The sequence below is a fragment of the Branchiibius hedensis genome, assembly GCF_900108585.1.
GTDB classification, from domain to species: Bacteria; Actinomycetota; Actinomycetes; order Actinomycetales; family Dermatophilaceae; genus Branchiibius; species Branchiibius hedensis.
Map to the genome: position 1 here is coordinate 250,268 of NZ_UESZ01000001.1, position 13,709 is coordinate 263,976.

The window sequence follows — 13,709 nt, forward strand, 5'->3', positions numbered from 1 at the left end:
TCTCATGACCACTATTACGATCACTGACCCCGCGGGGAAGCAGGCCGGCAGCATCGAGTTGCCCGCCGAGGTCTTCGACGTGGCCACCAACGTGCCGCTGATCCACCAGGTCGTCGTCGCGCAGTTGGCCGCCGCCCGCCAGGGAACCCACTCCACCAAGACCCGCGGTGAAGTCCGCGGTGGTGGCCGCAAGCCCTACCGCCAGAAGGGCACCGGTCGCGCCCGCCAGGGTTCGACCCGTGCGCCGCAGTTCGCCGGCGGTGGCGTTGTGCACGGTCCGAAGCCGCGGGACTACTCGCAGCGGACCCCCAAGAAGATGAAGGCTGCCGCGCTGCGCGGTGCACTGTCGGACCGCGCCCGTCACGGCCGCATCCACGTGCTGAGCTCGATCGTCGCGGGGGAGACCCCCTCGACCCGCGCCGCGGCGACGCTGCTGGCCGGACTGACCGAGCGCAAGAACCTGCTGGTGGTGCTGGACCGCGGCAACGAGAACGCGTTGCTGTCGGTGCGCAACCTGGCTGACGTGCACGTGTTGTACGCCGACCAGCTGAACACCTACGACGTGCTCTGCGCCGACGACATCGTCTTCACGCAGGCCGCGCTCGAGGCGTTCCTCGGTGGCAGCAGCCAGTCGGTTGACGCCGCCGCAGACGAGAAGGAGAGCGCGAAGTGAGCACCAGCATCCAGCGCAAGGACCCCCGCGACATCCTGATCGCGCCGGTCGTGTCGGAGAAGTCGTACGCCCTGTTCGACCAGGGCAAGTACACCTTCATCGTCGACCCGAGCGCCAACAAGACGGAGATCAAGATCGCCGTCGAGCAGATCTGGAACGTCAAGGTCGACTCCGTGCACACCCTGAACCGTCAGGGCAAGACTCGCCGGACCCGCAACGGCTCCGGCAAGCGCAAGGACACCAAGCGCGCGATCGTGTCCCTCAAAGAGGGCGCCATCGACATCTTCGGCGAGATCAGCTGAAGCGACGAGGACTGAAGGACTGACATGGCAATCCGCAAGTACAAGCCGACGACCCCCGGTCGCCGTGGCTCGTCGGTGGCCGACTTCGCCGAGATCACCCGTTCGACCCCGGAGAAGTCGCTGGTCAAGCCGCTGACGAAGACCGGTGGCCGCAACGCCTCGGGTCGGATCACCACCCGGCACATCGGTGGCGGTCACAAGCGCGCCTACCGCGTGATCGACTTCCGCCGGGGCGACAAGGACGGCGTGCCGGCCAAGGTCGCTCACATCGAGTACGACCCGAACCGCACCGCTCGCATCGCGTTGCTGCACTACGCCGACGGCGAGAAGCGCTACATCATCGCGCCGAACAAGTTGCGCCAGGGCGACACGATCGAGAACGGTCCGGCCGCCGACATCAAGCCCGGCAACAACCTGCCGCTGCGCAACATCCCGACCGGTACGGTCATCCACTGCATCGAGCTTCGGCCCGGTGGCGGCGCCAAGATCGCGCGCAGCGCCGGTAGCCGCGTGCAGCTGGTGGCCAAGGACGGCCCGTACGCCCAGCTGCGTATGCCGTCCGGTGAGATCCGCAACGTCGACGTGCGCTGCCGCGCCACCGTCGGCGAGGTGGGCAACGCCGAGCAGAGCAACATCAACTGGGGCAAGGCTGGCCGCATGCGGTGGAAGGGCAAGCGCCCGACCGTCCGTGGTGTCGCGATGAACCCGGTGGACCACCCGCACGGTGGTGGTGAGGGCAAGACCTCCGGTGGTCGTCACCCGGTCAGCCCGTGGGGACAGGCCGAGGGCCGTACCCGTCGTCAGAACAAGTCGAGCGACAAGCTCATCGTTCGTCGCCGTCGTACTGGAAAGAAGCGCTAAGCCATGCCCCGTAGTTTGAAGAAGGGCCCGTTCGTCGACGACCACCTGGCCAAAAAGGTGGCGGCGCAGAACGAAGCGGGCACCAAGACCGTGATCAAGACCTGGTCTCGCCGGTCGATGATCACCCCGGACATGCTCGGCCACACGTTGGCCGTGCACGACGGCCGCAAGCACGTCCCGGTCTTTGTGACCGAGTCGATGGTCGGCCACAAGTTGGGTGAGTTCGCCCCGACTCGGACCTTCAAGGGTCACGAGAAGGACGACAAGAAGGGCCGCCGCCGCTGACGCGGCGGGGGTTACGGAGCACCCACATGAGTACTAAGACTGACGAAAGCAAAGGGACAGCGATGCAAGCCAAGGCGCAGGCACGCTTTGTGCGCGTGACGCCGACGAAGGCGCGCCGCGTGGTGGACCTCATCCGCGGCAAGCAGGCCACGGATGCCATCAACGTGCTCACCTTCGCGCCGCAGACCGCGAGCGAGCCGGTGCTGAAGGTACTGCGCAGCGCGATCGCGAACGCACGGTTCGAGGCCGACAAGAACTCGACCGCGTTCGACGAGCGGGACCTGGTGGTTTCCGAGGCGTACGTCGATGAAGGTCCCACCATGAAGCGGTTCCGGCCGCGTGCCCAGGGTCGGGCCAGCCAGATCCTGAAGCGCACGAGCCACATCACCGTGTACGTCACCCAGCCCGAGCGCACGGATGGAGGCCGCTGATGGGGCAGAAGGTCAACCCGAACGGTTTCCGTCTCGGTATCACCACCGAGCACAAGAGCCGCTGGTTCGCTGACAGCAGCAAGGTCGGGCAGCGTTACCGCGACTACGTCAAGGAAGACGTCGCGATCCGCAACCTGATGGCCAAGGGCATGGAGCGTGCCGGCATCTCCCGCGTGGAGATCGAGCGCACCCGTGACCGCGTCCGCGTCGACATTCACACCGCCCGTCCGGGCATCGTGATCGGTCGCCGTGGTGCCGAGGCCGACCGCCTGCGCAGCGAGCTGGAGAAGCTCACCGCCAAGCAGGTGCAGCTGAACATCCTCGAGGTCAAGAACCCCGAGGCTGACGCCCAGCTGGTCGCCCAGGGCATCGCCGAGCAGCTGTCGGCCCGCGTGAACTTCCGTCGGGCGATGCGCAAGGGCATGCAGTCCGCGCAGCGCGCCGGTGCCAAGGGCATCCGGGTGATGGTTTCCGGTCGTCTGAACGGCGCCGAGATGAGCCGCACCGAGTTCTACCGCGAGGGCCGCGTTCCGCTGCACACCCTGCGCGCCAACATCGACTACGGCTTCTACGAGGCCCGTACGACGTTCGGCCGCATCGGCGTGAAGGTCTGGATCTACAACGGCGACCTGACCGCCAAGGAACTGGCTCGCGAGCAGGCGGCTGCGCCGTCGCGTCCGGCCCGTGGTCGTCGTGACGACCGCCGCGATGACCGTCGTGACTCGCGTCGTCCGCGCCGCGAGGAGTCCGGCTCGCAGGAGCAGACCACCGAGCCCGGCGTGGTCGAGAACGACCAGCAGCCGGCTCAAGAAGCAGTCGCGCAGGTTGCGACCGTAGAAGGAGGCGAGGGCTGATGCTGATCCCGCGTCGTGTGAAGCACCGCAAGCAGCACCACCCCGGCCGCAGCGGCGCCGCCAAGGGCGGCACCACCGTGGCGTTCGGTGACTACGGCATCCAGGCTCTGGAGCCGGCGTACGTCACCAACCGGCAGATCGAGTCCGCTCGTATCGCCATGACCCGCTACATGAAGCGTGGCGGAAAGGTGTGGATCAACATCTACCCGGACCGTCCGCTGACCAAGAAGCCGGCCGAAACCCGCATGGGTTCCGGTAAGGGTTCCCCGGAATGGTGGGTCGCCAACGTGAAGCCGGGTCGCGTGATGTTCGAGATTTCCGGTGTTCCGGAGGATGTGGCCCGCGAGGCAATGCGCCTGGCGATCCACAAGCTGCCGATGAAGTGCCGGTTTGTGTCCCGTGAAGGTGGTGACTACTGATGGCAGTGGGTAGCAAGGACCTGGCTCCGGCCAAGTTGCGCGAGCTCGACGACGAGTCGTTGAAGTCGGAGTTGGCCAAGGCGAAGGTCGAGCTGTTCAACCTGCGCTTCCAGTCGGCCACCGGCCAGCTGGAGAACAACTCCCGGCTGCGCGCGGTCAAGAAAGACATCGCTCGGCTCTACACCGAGATGCGTGAGCGCGAGCTCGGCATCGGACGTGCCGCCGAGACCAGCAAGCAGGAGGGCTGACATGGCCGACACCCAAACGAACGCCCCGGAGACCGGTGCGCGTAACTACCGCAAGACCCGCCGGGGTTACGTGGTCAGCGACAAGATGCAGAAGACCGTCGTGGTCGAGGTCGAGGACCGCAAGAAGCACGCCCTGTACGGCAAGGTCATGAAGCACACCAGCCGCGTCAAGGCGCACGACGAGAACGACGACTGCGGCGTGGGCGACCTGGTGCTGATCATGGAAACCCGTCCGCTGTCGGCGCAGAAGCGCTGGCGTGTGGTCGAGATCCTCGAGCGCGCCAAGTAATTCGCGGATGACCCTCGGGTACGGCGGTCGGTTGCCGGCCGTCGTACCAACCAAGACCCATATCCGTTCCGCAAGGCTCACGGACTCGTGAGAACCAGTGAGACGACAGGAGAAGAACTGTGATCCAGCAGGAGTCGCGACTGCGAGTCGCCGACAACACCGGTGCCAAGGAGATCTTGTGCATCCGGGTGCTCGGTGGTTCCGGACGTCGCTACGCCGGCATCGGTGACACCATCGTGGCGACCGTCAAGGACGCCATCCCGGGTGGCAACGTCAAGAAAGGCGATGTCGTCAAGGCGGTCATCGTCCGGACCAAGAAAGAGCGTCGTCGTCCCGACGGCAGCTACATCAAATTCGATGAGAACGCGGCCGTGATCCTCAAGGGTGACGGCGACCCGCGTGGCACGCGCATCTTCGGCCCGGTGGGCCGCGAACTGCGCGACAAGAAATTCATGAAGATCATTTCGCTGGCCCCGGAGGTGCTGTGAACCATGGCAACTCGTAAGCCCAAGATGAAGATCAAGAAGAACGACCTCGTTCAGGTCATCAGCGGTCGCTCCCAGGCCAACGGTGGCGACAAGGGCAAGCAGGGCAAGGTCATCGCCGTGTACCCCGAGACTCAGCGTGTGCTGGTCGAGGGCATCAACCGCGTGACCAAGCACGTGCGCGCTGGTCAGCCGGGCAGCAGCTCCGGTGGCATCGAGGTCGTCGAGGCGCCGATCCACGTCTCCAACGTGGCCATCGTCGACCCCGAGACGAACAAGCCGACCCGGATCAAGACGCGGGTCGAGAGCGTGGAGCGCGACGGTCGTACCAAGACGGTGCGCACCCGGGTGTCGGTTCGCTCCGGTAAGGACCTGTGATGACGACCGTAGAAAGCACCGAGCAGACGGCAACCGCCGCCGAGAAGGTCACGCCGCGCCTGAAGACGCGGTACGCCGAGGAGATCCGGCCCGCGCTGCAGAGCCAGTTCGAGATCCCCAACGTGATGCTCGTGCCCACCGTGACCAAGGTCGTGGTGAACATGGGTGTCGGCGACGCGGCCAAGGACTCCAAGCTGATCGAGGGCGCGATTCGCGACCTGAGCGCCATCACCGGCCAGGCGCCGACCGTGACCAAGGCCCGCAAGTCCATCGCGCAGTTCAAGCTGCGTGAGGGTATGCCGATCGGTGCGCACGTCACGTTGCGCGGCGACCGGATGTGGGAGTTCCTCGACCGTCTGGTCTCGATCGCGCTGCCCCGTATCCGCGACTTCCGCGGCCTGTCCGGTAAGCAGTTCGACGGGAACGGCAACTACACCTTCGGTCTGACCGAGCAGTCGATGTTCCACGAGATCGACCCGGACAAGATCGACCGCGTCCGCGGTATGGACATCACGGTCGTCACGACCGCCACCACCGACGACCAGGGCCGTGCGCTGCTCAAGCAGCTCGGGTTCCCGTTCAAGGAGCAGTGAGCAATGGCTAAGACAGCTTTGGTCAACAAGGCCAACAAGAAGCCGAAGTTCGCCGTCCGCGCCTACACCCGCTGCCAGCGGTGTGGCCGGCCGCACTCGGTGTACCGCAAGTTCGGCCTGTGCCGTATCTGCCTGCGCGAGATGGCGCACCGGGGCGAGTTGCCCGGCGTGACCAAATCCAGCTGGTAGACCACCCAACCTTCTTCATTCCGAAAACAACTACACCGTAGGTCGGTCCCGCGCAGCGGGAACTGAAACCCCGGTGAGGGAGGGCAAGAGCCCATGACCATGACCGATCCGATTGCGGACATGCTGACGCGCGTCCGCAACGCCAATTCGGCCCACCACGACTCGACGTCGATGCCGTACTCCAAGCTGAAGTCGCACATCGCCGAGATCCTGCAGGCCGAGGGTTACATCGCCGGTTTCCGCGTCGAGGACGCGACCGTCGGTAAGACGCTGATCATCGACCTGAAGTACGGCCCCAACCGCGAGCGTTCCATCGCGGGTGTTCGCCGGATCTCCAAGCCGGGTCTGCGTGTCTACGCCAAGTCCACCAACCTGCCCCGAGTCCTCGGTGGTCTGGGAGTGGCGATTCTGTCCACGTCGTCCGGTTTGTTGACCGACAAGCAGGCGGCCTCTAAGGGTGTTGGCGGGGAAGTCCTCGCCTACATCTGGTAATCGGGAAAAGGAGAGTACTGCGATGTCACGTATTGGACGTCTCCCGGTTTCCGTGCCCAGCGGCGTGGATGTCACCATCGACGGTCAGTCCGTTGCGGTGAAGGGCCCCAAGGGTCAGTTGAGCTTCGTCGTCCCCGAGCCGATCTCGGTCGCCAAGGGTGAGGACGGCGCGCTGCAGGTCAGCCGCCCCAACGACGGCCGCGACGCGCGGTCCCGCCACGGCCTGACCCGCACGCTGATCAACAACATGGTCATCGGTGTCACCGAGGGCTACACCAAGAAGCTGGAAATCCACGGCACGGGTTACCGCGTGACCGCCAAGGGCAAGGACCTCGAGTTCGCCCTGGGTTACAGCCACCCGATCCTGGTCCCCGCACCGGAGGGCATCACCTTCACGGTCGAGAACCCCACCCGGTTCTCGGTCTCCGGGATCGACAAGCAGCAGGTCGGCGAGGTCGCTGCAAACATCCGCAAGCTGCGTAAGCCCGACCCGTACAAGGCCAAGGGCGTGCGCTACGAAGGCGAGCACATCCGCCGCAAGGTCGGAAAGGCTGGTAAGTAAGCCATGGCAAACGCCAGGATCGTCAAGCGTTCGAGCACCCGTTCGGCCGCCCGTAACCGCCGCCACTTCCGGCTGCGCAAGAACCTCACGGGTACGCCGGAGCGTCCCCGTCTGGTGGTCACCCGCAGCTCCCGGCACGTCTTCGTGCAGGTCGTCGACGACACCGTCGGCCAGACCGTCGCGTCGGCCTCGACCATGGAAGCTGATCTGCGTGGCTTCGAGGGCGACAAGACCGCCAAGGCAAAGCGGGTTGGTGAACTCGTTGCTGCTCGTGCGAAGGAAGCCGGCATCGAGGCCGTTGTCTTCGACCGTGGTGGTAACCGCTACACCGGTCGCGTCGCCGCGATTGCCGACGGCGCCCGCGAAGGCGGGTTGACCCTGTGATGAGCAACCCGAGCATTCAGGTTTTGATTGAGATGAGGAAGAACTGATGGCTGGACCGCAGCGTCGCGCCGCTGGCTCCGCCCAGGGGACGACTGACTCCAACACCGACAACACTAACAACGACCGCCGGGACAACCGTCGCGGTGGCCGTGACGACCGCCGGGACAACCGTCGCGGCGGTAACGATGACCGCAACCAGTACCTGGAGCGCGTCGTCACCATCAACCGCGTCGCCAAGGTCGTGCAGGGTGGTCGCCGGTTCAGCTTCACCGCGCTGGTCGTGGTGGGCGACGGCAACGGCACCGTGGGTGTCGGCTACGGCAAGGCCAAGGAAGTTCCGGCCGCCATCGCCAAGGGCGTTGAAGAGGCCAAGAAGAACTTCTTCCGCGTCCCGGTGATCGCCGGCTCCATCCCGCACCCGGTGCAGGGTGAGGCCGCCGCGGGCGTCGTCATGCTGCGTCCGGCCTCCGCCGGTACCGGTGTGATCGCCGGTGGTCCGGTGCGCGCCGTCCTGGAGTGCGCCGGTGTCCACGACGTGCTGTCCAAGTCGTTGGGCAGCAGCAACCCGATCAACATCGTGCACGCGACCGTTGCCGCGCTGAAGGGTCTGGAGCGGCCCGAGGCCGTCGCCGCCCGTCGTGGTCTGCCGCTGGACGCGGTGGCCCCGGTGCGGTTGCAGCGTGCGCTGGCAGAGGACGCAGCCGCCAAGGCCGACGCTGCCAAGACCGCGAAGGTAGGTTCCTGATGACTTCCCTGAAGGTGACGCAGACCCGTTCCGAGATCGGCGCCAAGGCCAACCACCGCGAGACGTTGCGTTCGCTGGGCCTCAAGCGCGTCGGTCACACGGTGGTGAAAGAGGACCGTCCCGAGTTCCGCGGCATGGTCCAGACGGTTCGCCACCTGGTGACCGTTGAGGAGATTGACTGACATGACTGAAGAGACGCAGAGCGAGGGCCACGCCCTCAAGGTGCACCACCTGCGGCCTGCCCCGGGCGCCAAGACCGCCAAGACCCGCGTGGGTCGTGGTGAGGGCTCCAAGGGTAAGACTGCCGGCCGTGGCACCAAGGGCACCAAGGCCCGTTACCAGGTGTCGGCTGCCTTCGAAGGTGGTCAGACCCCGATCCACATGCGGCTTCCGAAGCTGCGTGGTTTCAAGAACCCGTTCAAGGTGACCTACCAGGTCGTGAACCTGGACAAGATCTCCGCCCTCTTCCCCGAGGGTGGGCAGGTCGATGCGGAGACGCTGGTGGCCAAGGGCGCGGTCCGCAAGGGTCAGCCGATCAAGGTTCTCGGCACCGGTGAGCTGACCGTCAAGGTCGACGTCACCGCCGCGAAGTTCTCGGCAACCGCCAAGGACAAGATCGAAGCTGCGGGCGGCACGATCACCCTCGTGTGATCGTTCAGCCAAGCGACGACGTACTTGCTCATCGCACACGCCTCGGCGCAGGTCCCGGTTCGCCGGTGCACCGGCGTCGAGGCGTTGCTGTCTGGCCTGTGTAACCTCAGGCGAGAACCTAGGTAGGAGGACCCGTGCTAGGCGCTTTCGGCCGCGCGTTCAGAACCCCCGAGTTGCGGAACAAGATCTTGTTCACGCTCGGGGTCATGGCCATTTTCCGGCTGGGGTCGCACATTCCCACGCCAGGCATCGATTTCAGTCTCGTCCAGCAGTGCCAGCGGAACGCGAGCGGCAGCCAGAGCCTGCTCGGCCTGGCCAACCTGTTCTCCGGTGGCGCGCTGTTGCAGCTGTCGATCTTCGCGCTCGGGATCATGCCCTACATCACCGCGAGCATCATCGTGCAGTTGCTCACGGTGGTCATCCCGCGGTTCGAGACGCTGCGCAAGGAGGGCCAGGCCGGTCAGCAGAAGCTGACGCAGTACACCCGGTACATCACCATCGGCCTGGCGCTGCTGCAGTCCGCGACCCTGGTCACTGCGGCCAAGGCGGATCCGTCCCGGTTGCTGGGCGGTACCTCGCTGACCTGCCCGACGGTGATGAGCGACGACAGTGCCTTCACCCTGGTGCTGATGGTGCTGGTGCTGACCGCCGGTACCGGTCTGATCATGTGGATGGGTGAGCAGGTCACCGAGCGCGGTGTCGGCAACGGTATGTCGCTGCTGATCCTGACGGCGATCGCCTCCAGCGTGCCGGCCTCGGTCTGGGCCACCCGGCAGCAGGGCTGGGGTCAATTCGTGCTGATCATCCTGTTGGGCATCTTGATCACGGCCGCGGTGGTCTACGTCGAGAACTCCCAACGCCGGATCCCGGTGCAGTACGCCAAACGCACGATCGGGCGCAAGCAGTACGGCGGCACCTCCACCTACATCCCGCTGAAGGTGAACATGGCGCAGGTGATCCCGATCATCTTCGCGACCTCGCTGCTGTCGCTGCCGGTGTTGATCGCCCAGTTCGTCCGACCCGCCAACGGTGCCAGTAGTGGCTGGGCCGAGTGGGTGCTGAACAACCTGGCGCGCAGCGACCACCCGACGTACATGATCGCCTACACCGTCCTGATCATCTTCTTCACGTTCTTCTATGTGTCGATCACGTACCAGCCGAACGAAGTGGCCGATAACCTGAAGCAGTCAGGATCGTTCATCCCCGGCGTGCGCGCTGGTAAGGCGACCGCGGACTACATCAGCTACGTGCTGAACCGCATCACCGTCGTCGGCGCGTTGTGGCTGGCGTTCATCGCACTGATCCCGGTCATTGCCCTCGCCAAGTTCAACGCGGGTGGCAACTTCCCGTTCGGTGGTGCATCGATCCTGATCCTGGTGAGTGTCGGAATCGACACCTACAAGCAGATCGAGTCGAAGGTGCAGCAGCACCGTTACGAAGGGTTCTTGCGCTGATGCGATTGATCATCCTCGGTCCTCCCGGAGCGGGCAAAGGCACCCAGGCCGAGCGGCTGGCAGCCCACCGGGGCATCCCGCACGTCTCGACCGGCGACATCTTCCGTTCCAACATCAAGAACGAAACGCCGCTGGGGTTGCAGGTCAAGGACATCCTGGCCTCCGGTGGTTACGTGACCGATGAGATCACCAACCAGATCGTGGCGGACCGGCTCGCCGAGCCCGATGCCGCGCAGGGCTTCCTGCTGGATGGTTACCCGCGCACCCTGGCGCAGGTGGACGCGCTGGATGCCTACCTCGCGGGGCAGGGTCTGAGCCTGGACGCGGTCATCGAGTTGACCGTGGATGAGGACGAGATCGTGCAGCGGATCCTCAAGCGCGCCGAGACCAGTGGTCGAGCCGATGACACCGAGGACGTCATCCGCGAGCGGCAGGACATCTACCAGCGCGAGACCGCGCCGCTGGCCCAGCGGTACGCCGATCGCGGACTGCTGCGCCAGGTCGACGGCCTGGGTAGCGTGGACGAGGTCGAGACGCGCATCGGTGCTGTGCTGGACACCGTCGGCAACGAGCAATCGGCCTGAGATTTCGTGTTCGGCCGGGAGCAACTGCCCACCAAGTCCACCGATGAGCTCCTGGCGATGCGCCGGGCCGGCCTCGTGGTGGCCGAGCTTCTCGCGGCTGTCCGGGACGCCGTACGCGATGGGATCACCACGTGGGAACTGGACGCCGTTGCGGCCGAGGTGATTGCCCGCAACGGTGCACGGTCCAACTTCCTGGGCTATCACGGTTTTCCTGCCGTCATCTGCACCTCGGTCAACGAGCAAGTGGTGCACGGCATCCCGGGCGATCAGGTGCTGCACACCGGTGACCTGCTGTCGATCGACGGCGGCGCGATCGTCGACGGCTGGCACGGCGACAGCGCGATCAGTCTGATCGTCGGCGGCGACCAACACGCTTCAGCTGCGGATCGGGCGCTGGTCGAGGCCACCCGCGAGTCGATGTGGGCGGGTATCGGCGGCTTTCGTGAAGGTCGTGGCGTCTACGAACTGGGCGGGGACATCCAGGACAGCGTGCACGCTGCCGCCAACCGGTACCGCGAAGCGGGCCTCGACCTCGATTTCGAGATCGTCGACGGCTACACCGGTCACGGTATTGGCCGCGAAATGCACATGGAGCCAACGGTTTTCAACGAGCGCGTCAGCGCCAAGGGTCCTCGGGTGCGGGTGGGTGCCACCGTTGCCATCGAACCGATGGTCACTCTCGGGACCTTCGAGACCGAGGAACTGGACGACGGCTGGACGGTCATCACCCTGGACGGGTCACGTGCGGCGCATTGGGAGCACACCGTGGCCTGCACCCCCGGCGGTCTGTGGGTGCTCACGGCCCCGGATGGCGGCGCGACCGAACTGGCCGCACACGGTCTGCCGTTCGGGCCCTTGGCGGACTAGCGGACCTCGATACTCCACGCGCTGCTGGTGTCGCCAGGTGCCGGCGGCGCGACGACGGCGGCGTGGTCGGACGCTGCCCCCGCGGGCTTGATCCCGGTGTCCACCTGGGCGCCGGCGCGCTGCGCCAATTGCTCGAATGCGTGCGTGGTCACGGGGTCGGGGGTCGTTGCCGGGTGGTTGGTGGCCGCGGCCACGGCGGTCAATGCCCCGATCGCCACCAGCGATATCAGCAGGGGCCTGCTCTGACTGCTCATCCGTCAACCTCGTTGTTGCCTCGAGCATCCGGTACCGGCGACTCGTGTCCCACACCGTAGAAGGAGACGGACCGGCACGGAATCCGGACACCTTCTGCACAGCGCTTCCTAAGGATGCTGATGCATCGAGCTGAACGGCGGGTGAAGCCACACCGGAAAGGATAGAAATTCCCCTGGTGGAGTGGCCGGATCGTGGACAGCGTTCAACATTATGGAATGCATAACATAACGTTTGGCATGCCATTTTCGTGGTGCCGCGGCATCGAGTTAGGATGGCCTTAGTTTTTGACCACCCCCTGTTGTTGATGGAGCACACCATTGAGTAGGCATCTGCGCGTCGCCGTCGTGGGCGCTGGTCCCGCCGGGATCTACGCTGCGGACATCCTGACCAAGTCGGACCGGGATGTGAGCGTTGACATCCTCGAGGCTGACCCGACCCCGTTCGGTCTGATCCGCTACGGCGTGGCACCGGACCACCCGCGGATCAAGGAAATCGTCAAAGCGCTGCACCGGGTGATGAACCAGCCGCAGATCCGCTTCTTCGGCAACGTCTCCTACGGCCCGGACGTGAAACTCGATGACCTGCGCCAGTTCTACGACGCGGTCATCTTCGCCACCGGCGCTCGTCGGGACCGGGACCTGGACATCCCGGGCATCGACCTGGCCGGCTCCTACGGGGCCGCGGACTTCGTGGCGTGGTACGACGGGCACCCGGAAGCGCCGCGCACCTGGGACTTCCAGCCGCACGCCGAAGAGATCGCCGTGATCGGCGTCGGGAACGTCGGCCTGGACGTCGCCCGCATCCTGGCCAAGACCGCCGATGAGTTGCTGGTCACGGAGATCCCGGACAACGTCTACGACGGGCTGAAGGCCAACGCCGCCAAGGACGTGCACGTCTTCGCCCGCCGCGGACCAGCTCAGGTGAAGTTCACGCCCATGGAGTTGCGCGAGCTGTCCCACAGCCCGAACATCGACGTCGTCGTCCACCCGGAGGGCTTCGAGTTCGATGAAGGCTCGATGGACGCACTGCGCAACTCCAAGAGCCAGAAGCTGACCGTCGACGTCCTGCAGAACTACCTGGCCAAGGACGAGACCGGCGCTGCGCACCGCATCCACATCCACTTCTGCAACAACCCCGTCGAGGTGTTGGGTGAGGACGGGCGGGTCGTCGGATTGCGCACCGAGATCACCGAGCTGGACGGCACCGGCAACGTCCGGGGAACCGGGGAGTTCAAGGACTGGCCGGTGCAGGCGGTCTACCGGGCGATCGGCTACTACTCGGACAACCTCAGCGGGTTGCCCTTCGACGGCGCGCGCGGCGTGGTCCCCAACGACGGCGGGCGGGTCCTGCAGATCGACGGTTCGCCGCTGCCGGGTGCCTACGTCACCGGGTGGATCAAGCGCGGGCCGGTTGGCCTGATCGGGCACACCAAGTCCGATGCGGCGCAGACCATTTCGCTGCTGCTTGAAGACGTGGACCAGTTGGCGGCGCCGGAGTCGCCCCGACCCGAGGCGGTCGAGCGCTATCTCGCCGAGCGGGCATCGACTTCACGACGTGGGAGGGCTGGCAGCGGCTCGACGAACACGAGCGGTCGTTGGGTGAGAACCACCAGCACACTCGCGAGCGGGTGAAGGTCGTACCGCGCGAGGAGATGGTCCAGATCGCGCGGGTTACCGGCTGAGCCGATACGCGGCGTACGCCGATCGGC

At 65.7% G+C, this 13,709-nt stretch carries 23 protein-coding genes and 1 pseudogene; 23 read left to right on the forward strand and 1 reads right to left on the reverse strand.

From position 1 onward, the window contains the following. Positions 1-4: 4 nt before the first annotated feature. From rplD to map, 22 genes are all read left to right on the forward strand, one after another. Positions 5-673 carry a 50S ribosomal protein L4 gene (gene rplD, locus DR843_RS01255; protein WP_109683742.1) on the forward strand — a complete coding sequence of 223 codons (669 nt, stop codon included), beginning with the start codon at positions 5-7 and terminating at the stop codon, positions 671-673. Further along, positions 670-975: a 50S ribosomal protein L23 gene (rplW, locus tag DR843_RS01260; RefSeq protein WP_109683743.1), complete on the forward strand. Its 306-nt coding sequence runs from the start codon at positions 670-672 to the stop codon at positions 973-975. Before rplD ends, rplW begins: the two co-directional genes overlap by 4 nt. Positions 976-999: 24 nt before the next feature. Continuing rightward, positions 1,000-1,836, forward strand: coding sequence for a 50S ribosomal protein L2 (gene rplB / locus DR843_RS01265; protein WP_109683744.1), 837 nt, complete (start codon positions 1,000-1,002; stop codon positions 1,834-1,836). A 3-nt stretch (positions 1,837-1,839) separates the two neighbouring features. Beyond that, positions 1,840-2,121, forward strand: a complete 282-nt coding sequence (rpsS, locus tag DR843_RS01270) for a 30S ribosomal protein S19 (RefSeq protein WP_109683745.1) — start codon at positions 1,840-1,842, stop codon at positions 2,119-2,121. A 62-nt stretch (positions 2,122-2,183) separates the two neighbouring features. Next, a complete protein-coding gene (gene rplV / locus DR843_RS01275) occupies positions 2,184-2,552 on the forward strand; it encodes a 50S ribosomal protein L22 (RefSeq protein WP_109683746.1) in 369 nt (122 codons plus the stop codon). After that, positions 2,552-3,406 (forward strand): 30S ribosomal protein S3, encoded by an 855-nt coding sequence (gene rpsC / locus DR843_RS01280; RefSeq protein WP_109683747.1) that lies wholly within the window; start codon positions 2,552-2,554, stop codon positions 3,404-3,406. Before rplV ends, rpsC begins: the two co-directional genes overlap by 1 nt. Continuing rightward, on the forward strand, positions 3,406-3,825 hold the full coding sequence (gene rplP / locus DR843_RS01285; protein ID WP_109683748.1) for a 50S ribosomal protein L16: 420 nt from the start codon (positions 3,406-3,408) through the stop codon (positions 3,823-3,825). Before rpsC ends, rplP begins: the two co-directional genes overlap by 1 nt. Beyond that, a complete protein-coding gene (gene rpmC / locus DR843_RS01290) occupies positions 3,825-4,073 on the forward strand; it encodes a 50S ribosomal protein L29 (protein ID WP_109683749.1) in 249 nt (82 codons plus the stop codon). The genes rplP and rpmC overlap by 1 nt, the downstream gene beginning before the upstream one ends. A gap of 1 nt (position 4,074) precedes the next feature. Then, positions 4,075-4,362, forward strand: a complete 288-nt coding sequence (gene rpsQ, locus DR843_RS01295; protein ID WP_109683750.1) for a 30S ribosomal protein S17 — start codon at positions 4,075-4,077, stop codon at positions 4,360-4,362. A gap of 119 nt (positions 4,363-4,481) precedes the next feature. Then, positions 4,482-4,850 carry a 50S ribosomal protein L14 gene (rplN, locus tag DR843_RS01300; RefSeq protein WP_109683751.1) on the forward strand — a complete coding sequence of 123 codons (369 nt, stop codon included), beginning with the start codon at positions 4,482-4,484 and terminating at the stop codon, positions 4,848-4,850. A 3-nt stretch (positions 4,851-4,853) separates the two neighbouring features. Further along, positions 4,854-5,225, forward strand: a complete 372-nt coding sequence (rplX, locus tag DR843_RS01305) for a 50S ribosomal protein L24 (protein ID WP_109683752.1) — start codon at positions 4,854-4,856, stop codon at positions 5,223-5,225. Continuing rightward, positions 5,225-5,818, forward strand: a complete 594-nt coding sequence (rplE, locus tag DR843_RS01310; RefSeq protein ID WP_109683753.1) for a 50S ribosomal protein L5 — start codon at positions 5,225-5,227, stop codon at positions 5,816-5,818. Before rplX ends, rplE begins: the two co-directional genes overlap by 1 nt. A gap of 3 nt (positions 5,819-5,821) precedes the next feature. Further along, positions 5,822-6,007: a type Z 30S ribosomal protein S14 gene (locus tag DR843_RS01315; RefSeq protein ID WP_052594758.1), complete on the forward strand. Its 186-nt coding sequence runs from the start codon at positions 5,822-5,824 to the stop codon at positions 6,005-6,007. A 93-nt stretch (positions 6,008-6,100) separates the two neighbouring features. Further along, the gene (rpsH, locus tag DR843_RS01320; protein ID WP_109683754.1) at positions 6,101-6,499 is read left to right on the forward strand and encodes a 30S ribosomal protein S8; all 399 of its coding nucleotides are present in this window, start codon (positions 6,101-6,103) and stop codon (positions 6,497-6,499) included. A gap of 22 nt (positions 6,500-6,521) precedes the next feature. Beyond that, positions 6,522-7,061, forward strand: coding sequence for a 50S ribosomal protein L6 (gene rplF / locus DR843_RS01325; protein WP_109683755.1), 540 nt, complete (start codon positions 6,522-6,524; stop codon positions 7,059-7,061). A 3-nt stretch (positions 7,062-7,064) separates the two neighbouring features. Beyond that, a complete protein-coding gene (rplR, locus tag DR843_RS01330) occupies positions 7,065-7,445 on the forward strand; it encodes a 50S ribosomal protein L18 (protein ID WP_109683756.1) in 381 nt (126 codons plus the stop codon). 46 nt (positions 7,446-7,491) lie between these two features. After that, complete coding sequence (rpsE, locus tag DR843_RS01335) at positions 7,492-8,190, forward strand: 30S ribosomal protein S5 (protein WP_109683757.1); 699 nt, start codon at positions 7,492-7,494, stop codon at positions 8,188-8,190. Next, positions 8,190-8,372, forward strand: a complete 183-nt coding sequence (rpmD, locus tag DR843_RS01340; protein ID WP_109683758.1) for a 50S ribosomal protein L30 — start codon at positions 8,190-8,192, stop codon at positions 8,370-8,372. The genes rpsE and rpmD overlap by 1 nt, the downstream gene beginning before the upstream one ends. Before the next feature lies 1 nt (position 8,373). Beyond that, positions 8,374-8,841, forward strand: a complete 468-nt coding sequence (gene rplO / locus DR843_RS01345; protein WP_109683759.1) for a 50S ribosomal protein L15 — start codon at positions 8,374-8,376, stop codon at positions 8,839-8,841. A gap of 134 nt (positions 8,842-8,975) precedes the next feature. Then, entirely contained in the window at positions 8,976-10,295 is a 1,320-nt protein-coding gene (gene secY / locus DR843_RS01350) for a preprotein translocase subunit SecY (RefSeq protein ID WP_109683760.1), read from the forward strand. After that, positions 10,295-10,879 carry an adenylate kinase gene (locus DR843_RS01355; RefSeq protein WP_109683761.1) on the forward strand — a complete coding sequence of 195 codons (585 nt, stop codon included), beginning with the start codon at positions 10,295-10,297 and terminating at the stop codon, positions 10,877-10,879. Before secY ends, DR843_RS01355 begins: the two co-directional genes overlap by 1 nt. Positions 10,880-10,885: 6 nt before the next feature. After that, a complete protein-coding gene (map, locus tag DR843_RS01360) occupies positions 10,886-11,746 on the forward strand; it encodes a type I methionyl aminopeptidase (RefSeq protein ID WP_109683762.1) in 861 nt (286 codons plus the stop codon). On the opposite strand, the gene DR843_RS01365 is transcribed toward map, so the two are convergent. Then, positions 11,743-12,000 (reverse strand): hypothetical protein, encoded by a 258-nt coding sequence (locus DR843_RS01365; protein ID WP_109683763.1) that lies wholly within the window; start codon positions 11,998-12,000, stop codon positions 11,743-11,745. The two genes, map and DR843_RS01365, sit on opposite strands and share 4 nt — an antisense overlap. Before the next feature lie 330 nt (positions 12,001-12,330). On the opposite strand from DR843_RS01365, the pseudogene DR843_RS01370 reads away from it, so the two are divergent. Then, positions 12,331-13,682, forward strand: a pseudogene (locus tag DR843_RS01370) (FAD-dependent oxidoreductase). The last annotated feature ends 27 nt before the right edge of the window (positions 13,683-13,709 follow it).

What these genes read in the sequence shown, in the direction of transcription:
- rplR (WP_109683756.1), top strand. Translation starts at nt 7,065, where the DNA reads ATGGCAAACGCCAGGATCGTCAAGCGTTCGAGCACCCGTTCGGCCGCC.
- rpsE (WP_109683757.1), top strand. Translation starts at nt 7,492, where the DNA reads ATGGCTGGACCGCAGCGTCGCGCCGCTGGCTCCGCCCAGGGGACGACT.
- rpsH (WP_109683754.1), top strand. Translation starts at nt 6,101, where the DNA reads ATGACCATGACCGATCCGATTGCGGACATGCTGACGCGCGTCCGCAAC.
- rplX (WP_109683752.1), top strand. Translation starts at nt 4,854, where the DNA reads ATGGCAACTCGTAAGCCCAAGATGAAGATCAAGAAGAACGACCTCGTT.
- rpsS (WP_109683745.1), top strand. Translation starts at nt 1,840, where the DNA reads ATGCCCCGTAGTTTGAAGAAGGGCCCGTTCGTCGACGACCACCTGGCC.
- rplP (WP_109683748.1), top strand. Translation starts at nt 3,406, where the DNA reads ATGCTGATCCCGCGTCGTGTGAAGCACCGCAAGCAGCACCACCCCGGC.
- rplD (WP_109683742.1), top strand. Translation starts at nt 5, where the DNA reads ATGACCACTATTACGATCACTGACCCCGCGGGGAAGCAGGCCGGCAGC.
- DR843_RS01315 (WP_052594758.1), top strand. Translation starts at nt 5,822, where the DNA reads ATGGCTAAGACAGCTTTGGTCAACAAGGCCAACAAGAAGCCGAAGTTC.
- rplE (WP_109683753.1), top strand. Translation starts at nt 5,225, where the DNA reads ATGACGACCGTAGAAAGCACCGAGCAGACGGCAACCGCCGCCGAGAAG.
- rpmC (WP_109683749.1), top strand. Translation starts at nt 3,825, where the DNA reads ATGGCAGTGGGTAGCAAGGACCTGGCTCCGGCCAAGTTGCGCGAGCTC.
- DR843_RS01355 (WP_109683761.1), top strand. Translation starts at nt 10,295, where the DNA reads ATGCGATTGATCATCCTCGGTCCTCCCGGAGCGGGCAAAGGCACCCAG.
- rpsC (WP_109683747.1), top strand. Translation starts at nt 2,552, where the DNA reads ATGGGGCAGAAGGTCAACCCGAACGGTTTCCGTCTCGGTATCACCACC.
- rpsQ (WP_109683750.1), top strand. Translation starts at nt 4,075, where the DNA reads ATGGCCGACACCCAAACGAACGCCCCGGAGACCGGTGCGCGTAACTAC.
- rplB (WP_109683744.1), top strand. Translation starts at nt 1,000, where the DNA reads ATGGCAATCCGCAAGTACAAGCCGACGACCCCCGGTCGCCGTGGCTCG.
- rpmD (WP_109683758.1), top strand. Translation starts at nt 8,190, where the DNA reads ATGACTTCCCTGAAGGTGACGCAGACCCGTTCCGAGATCGGCGCCAAG.
- rplV (WP_109683746.1), top strand. Translation starts at nt 2,184, where the DNA reads ATGCAAGCCAAGGCGCAGGCACGCTTTGTGCGCGTGACGCCGACGAAG.
- DR843_RS01365 (WP_109683763.1), bottom strand. Translation starts at nt 12,000, where the DNA reads ATGAGCAGTCAGAGCAGGCCCCTGCTGATATCGCTGGTGGCGATCGGG.
- rplO (WP_109683759.1), top strand. Translation starts at nt 8,374, where the DNA reads ATGACTGAAGAGACGCAGAGCGAGGGCCACGCCCTCAAGGTGCACCAC.
- rplF (WP_109683755.1), top strand. Translation starts at nt 6,522, where the DNA reads ATGTCACGTATTGGACGTCTCCCGGTTTCCGTGCCCAGCGGCGTGGAT.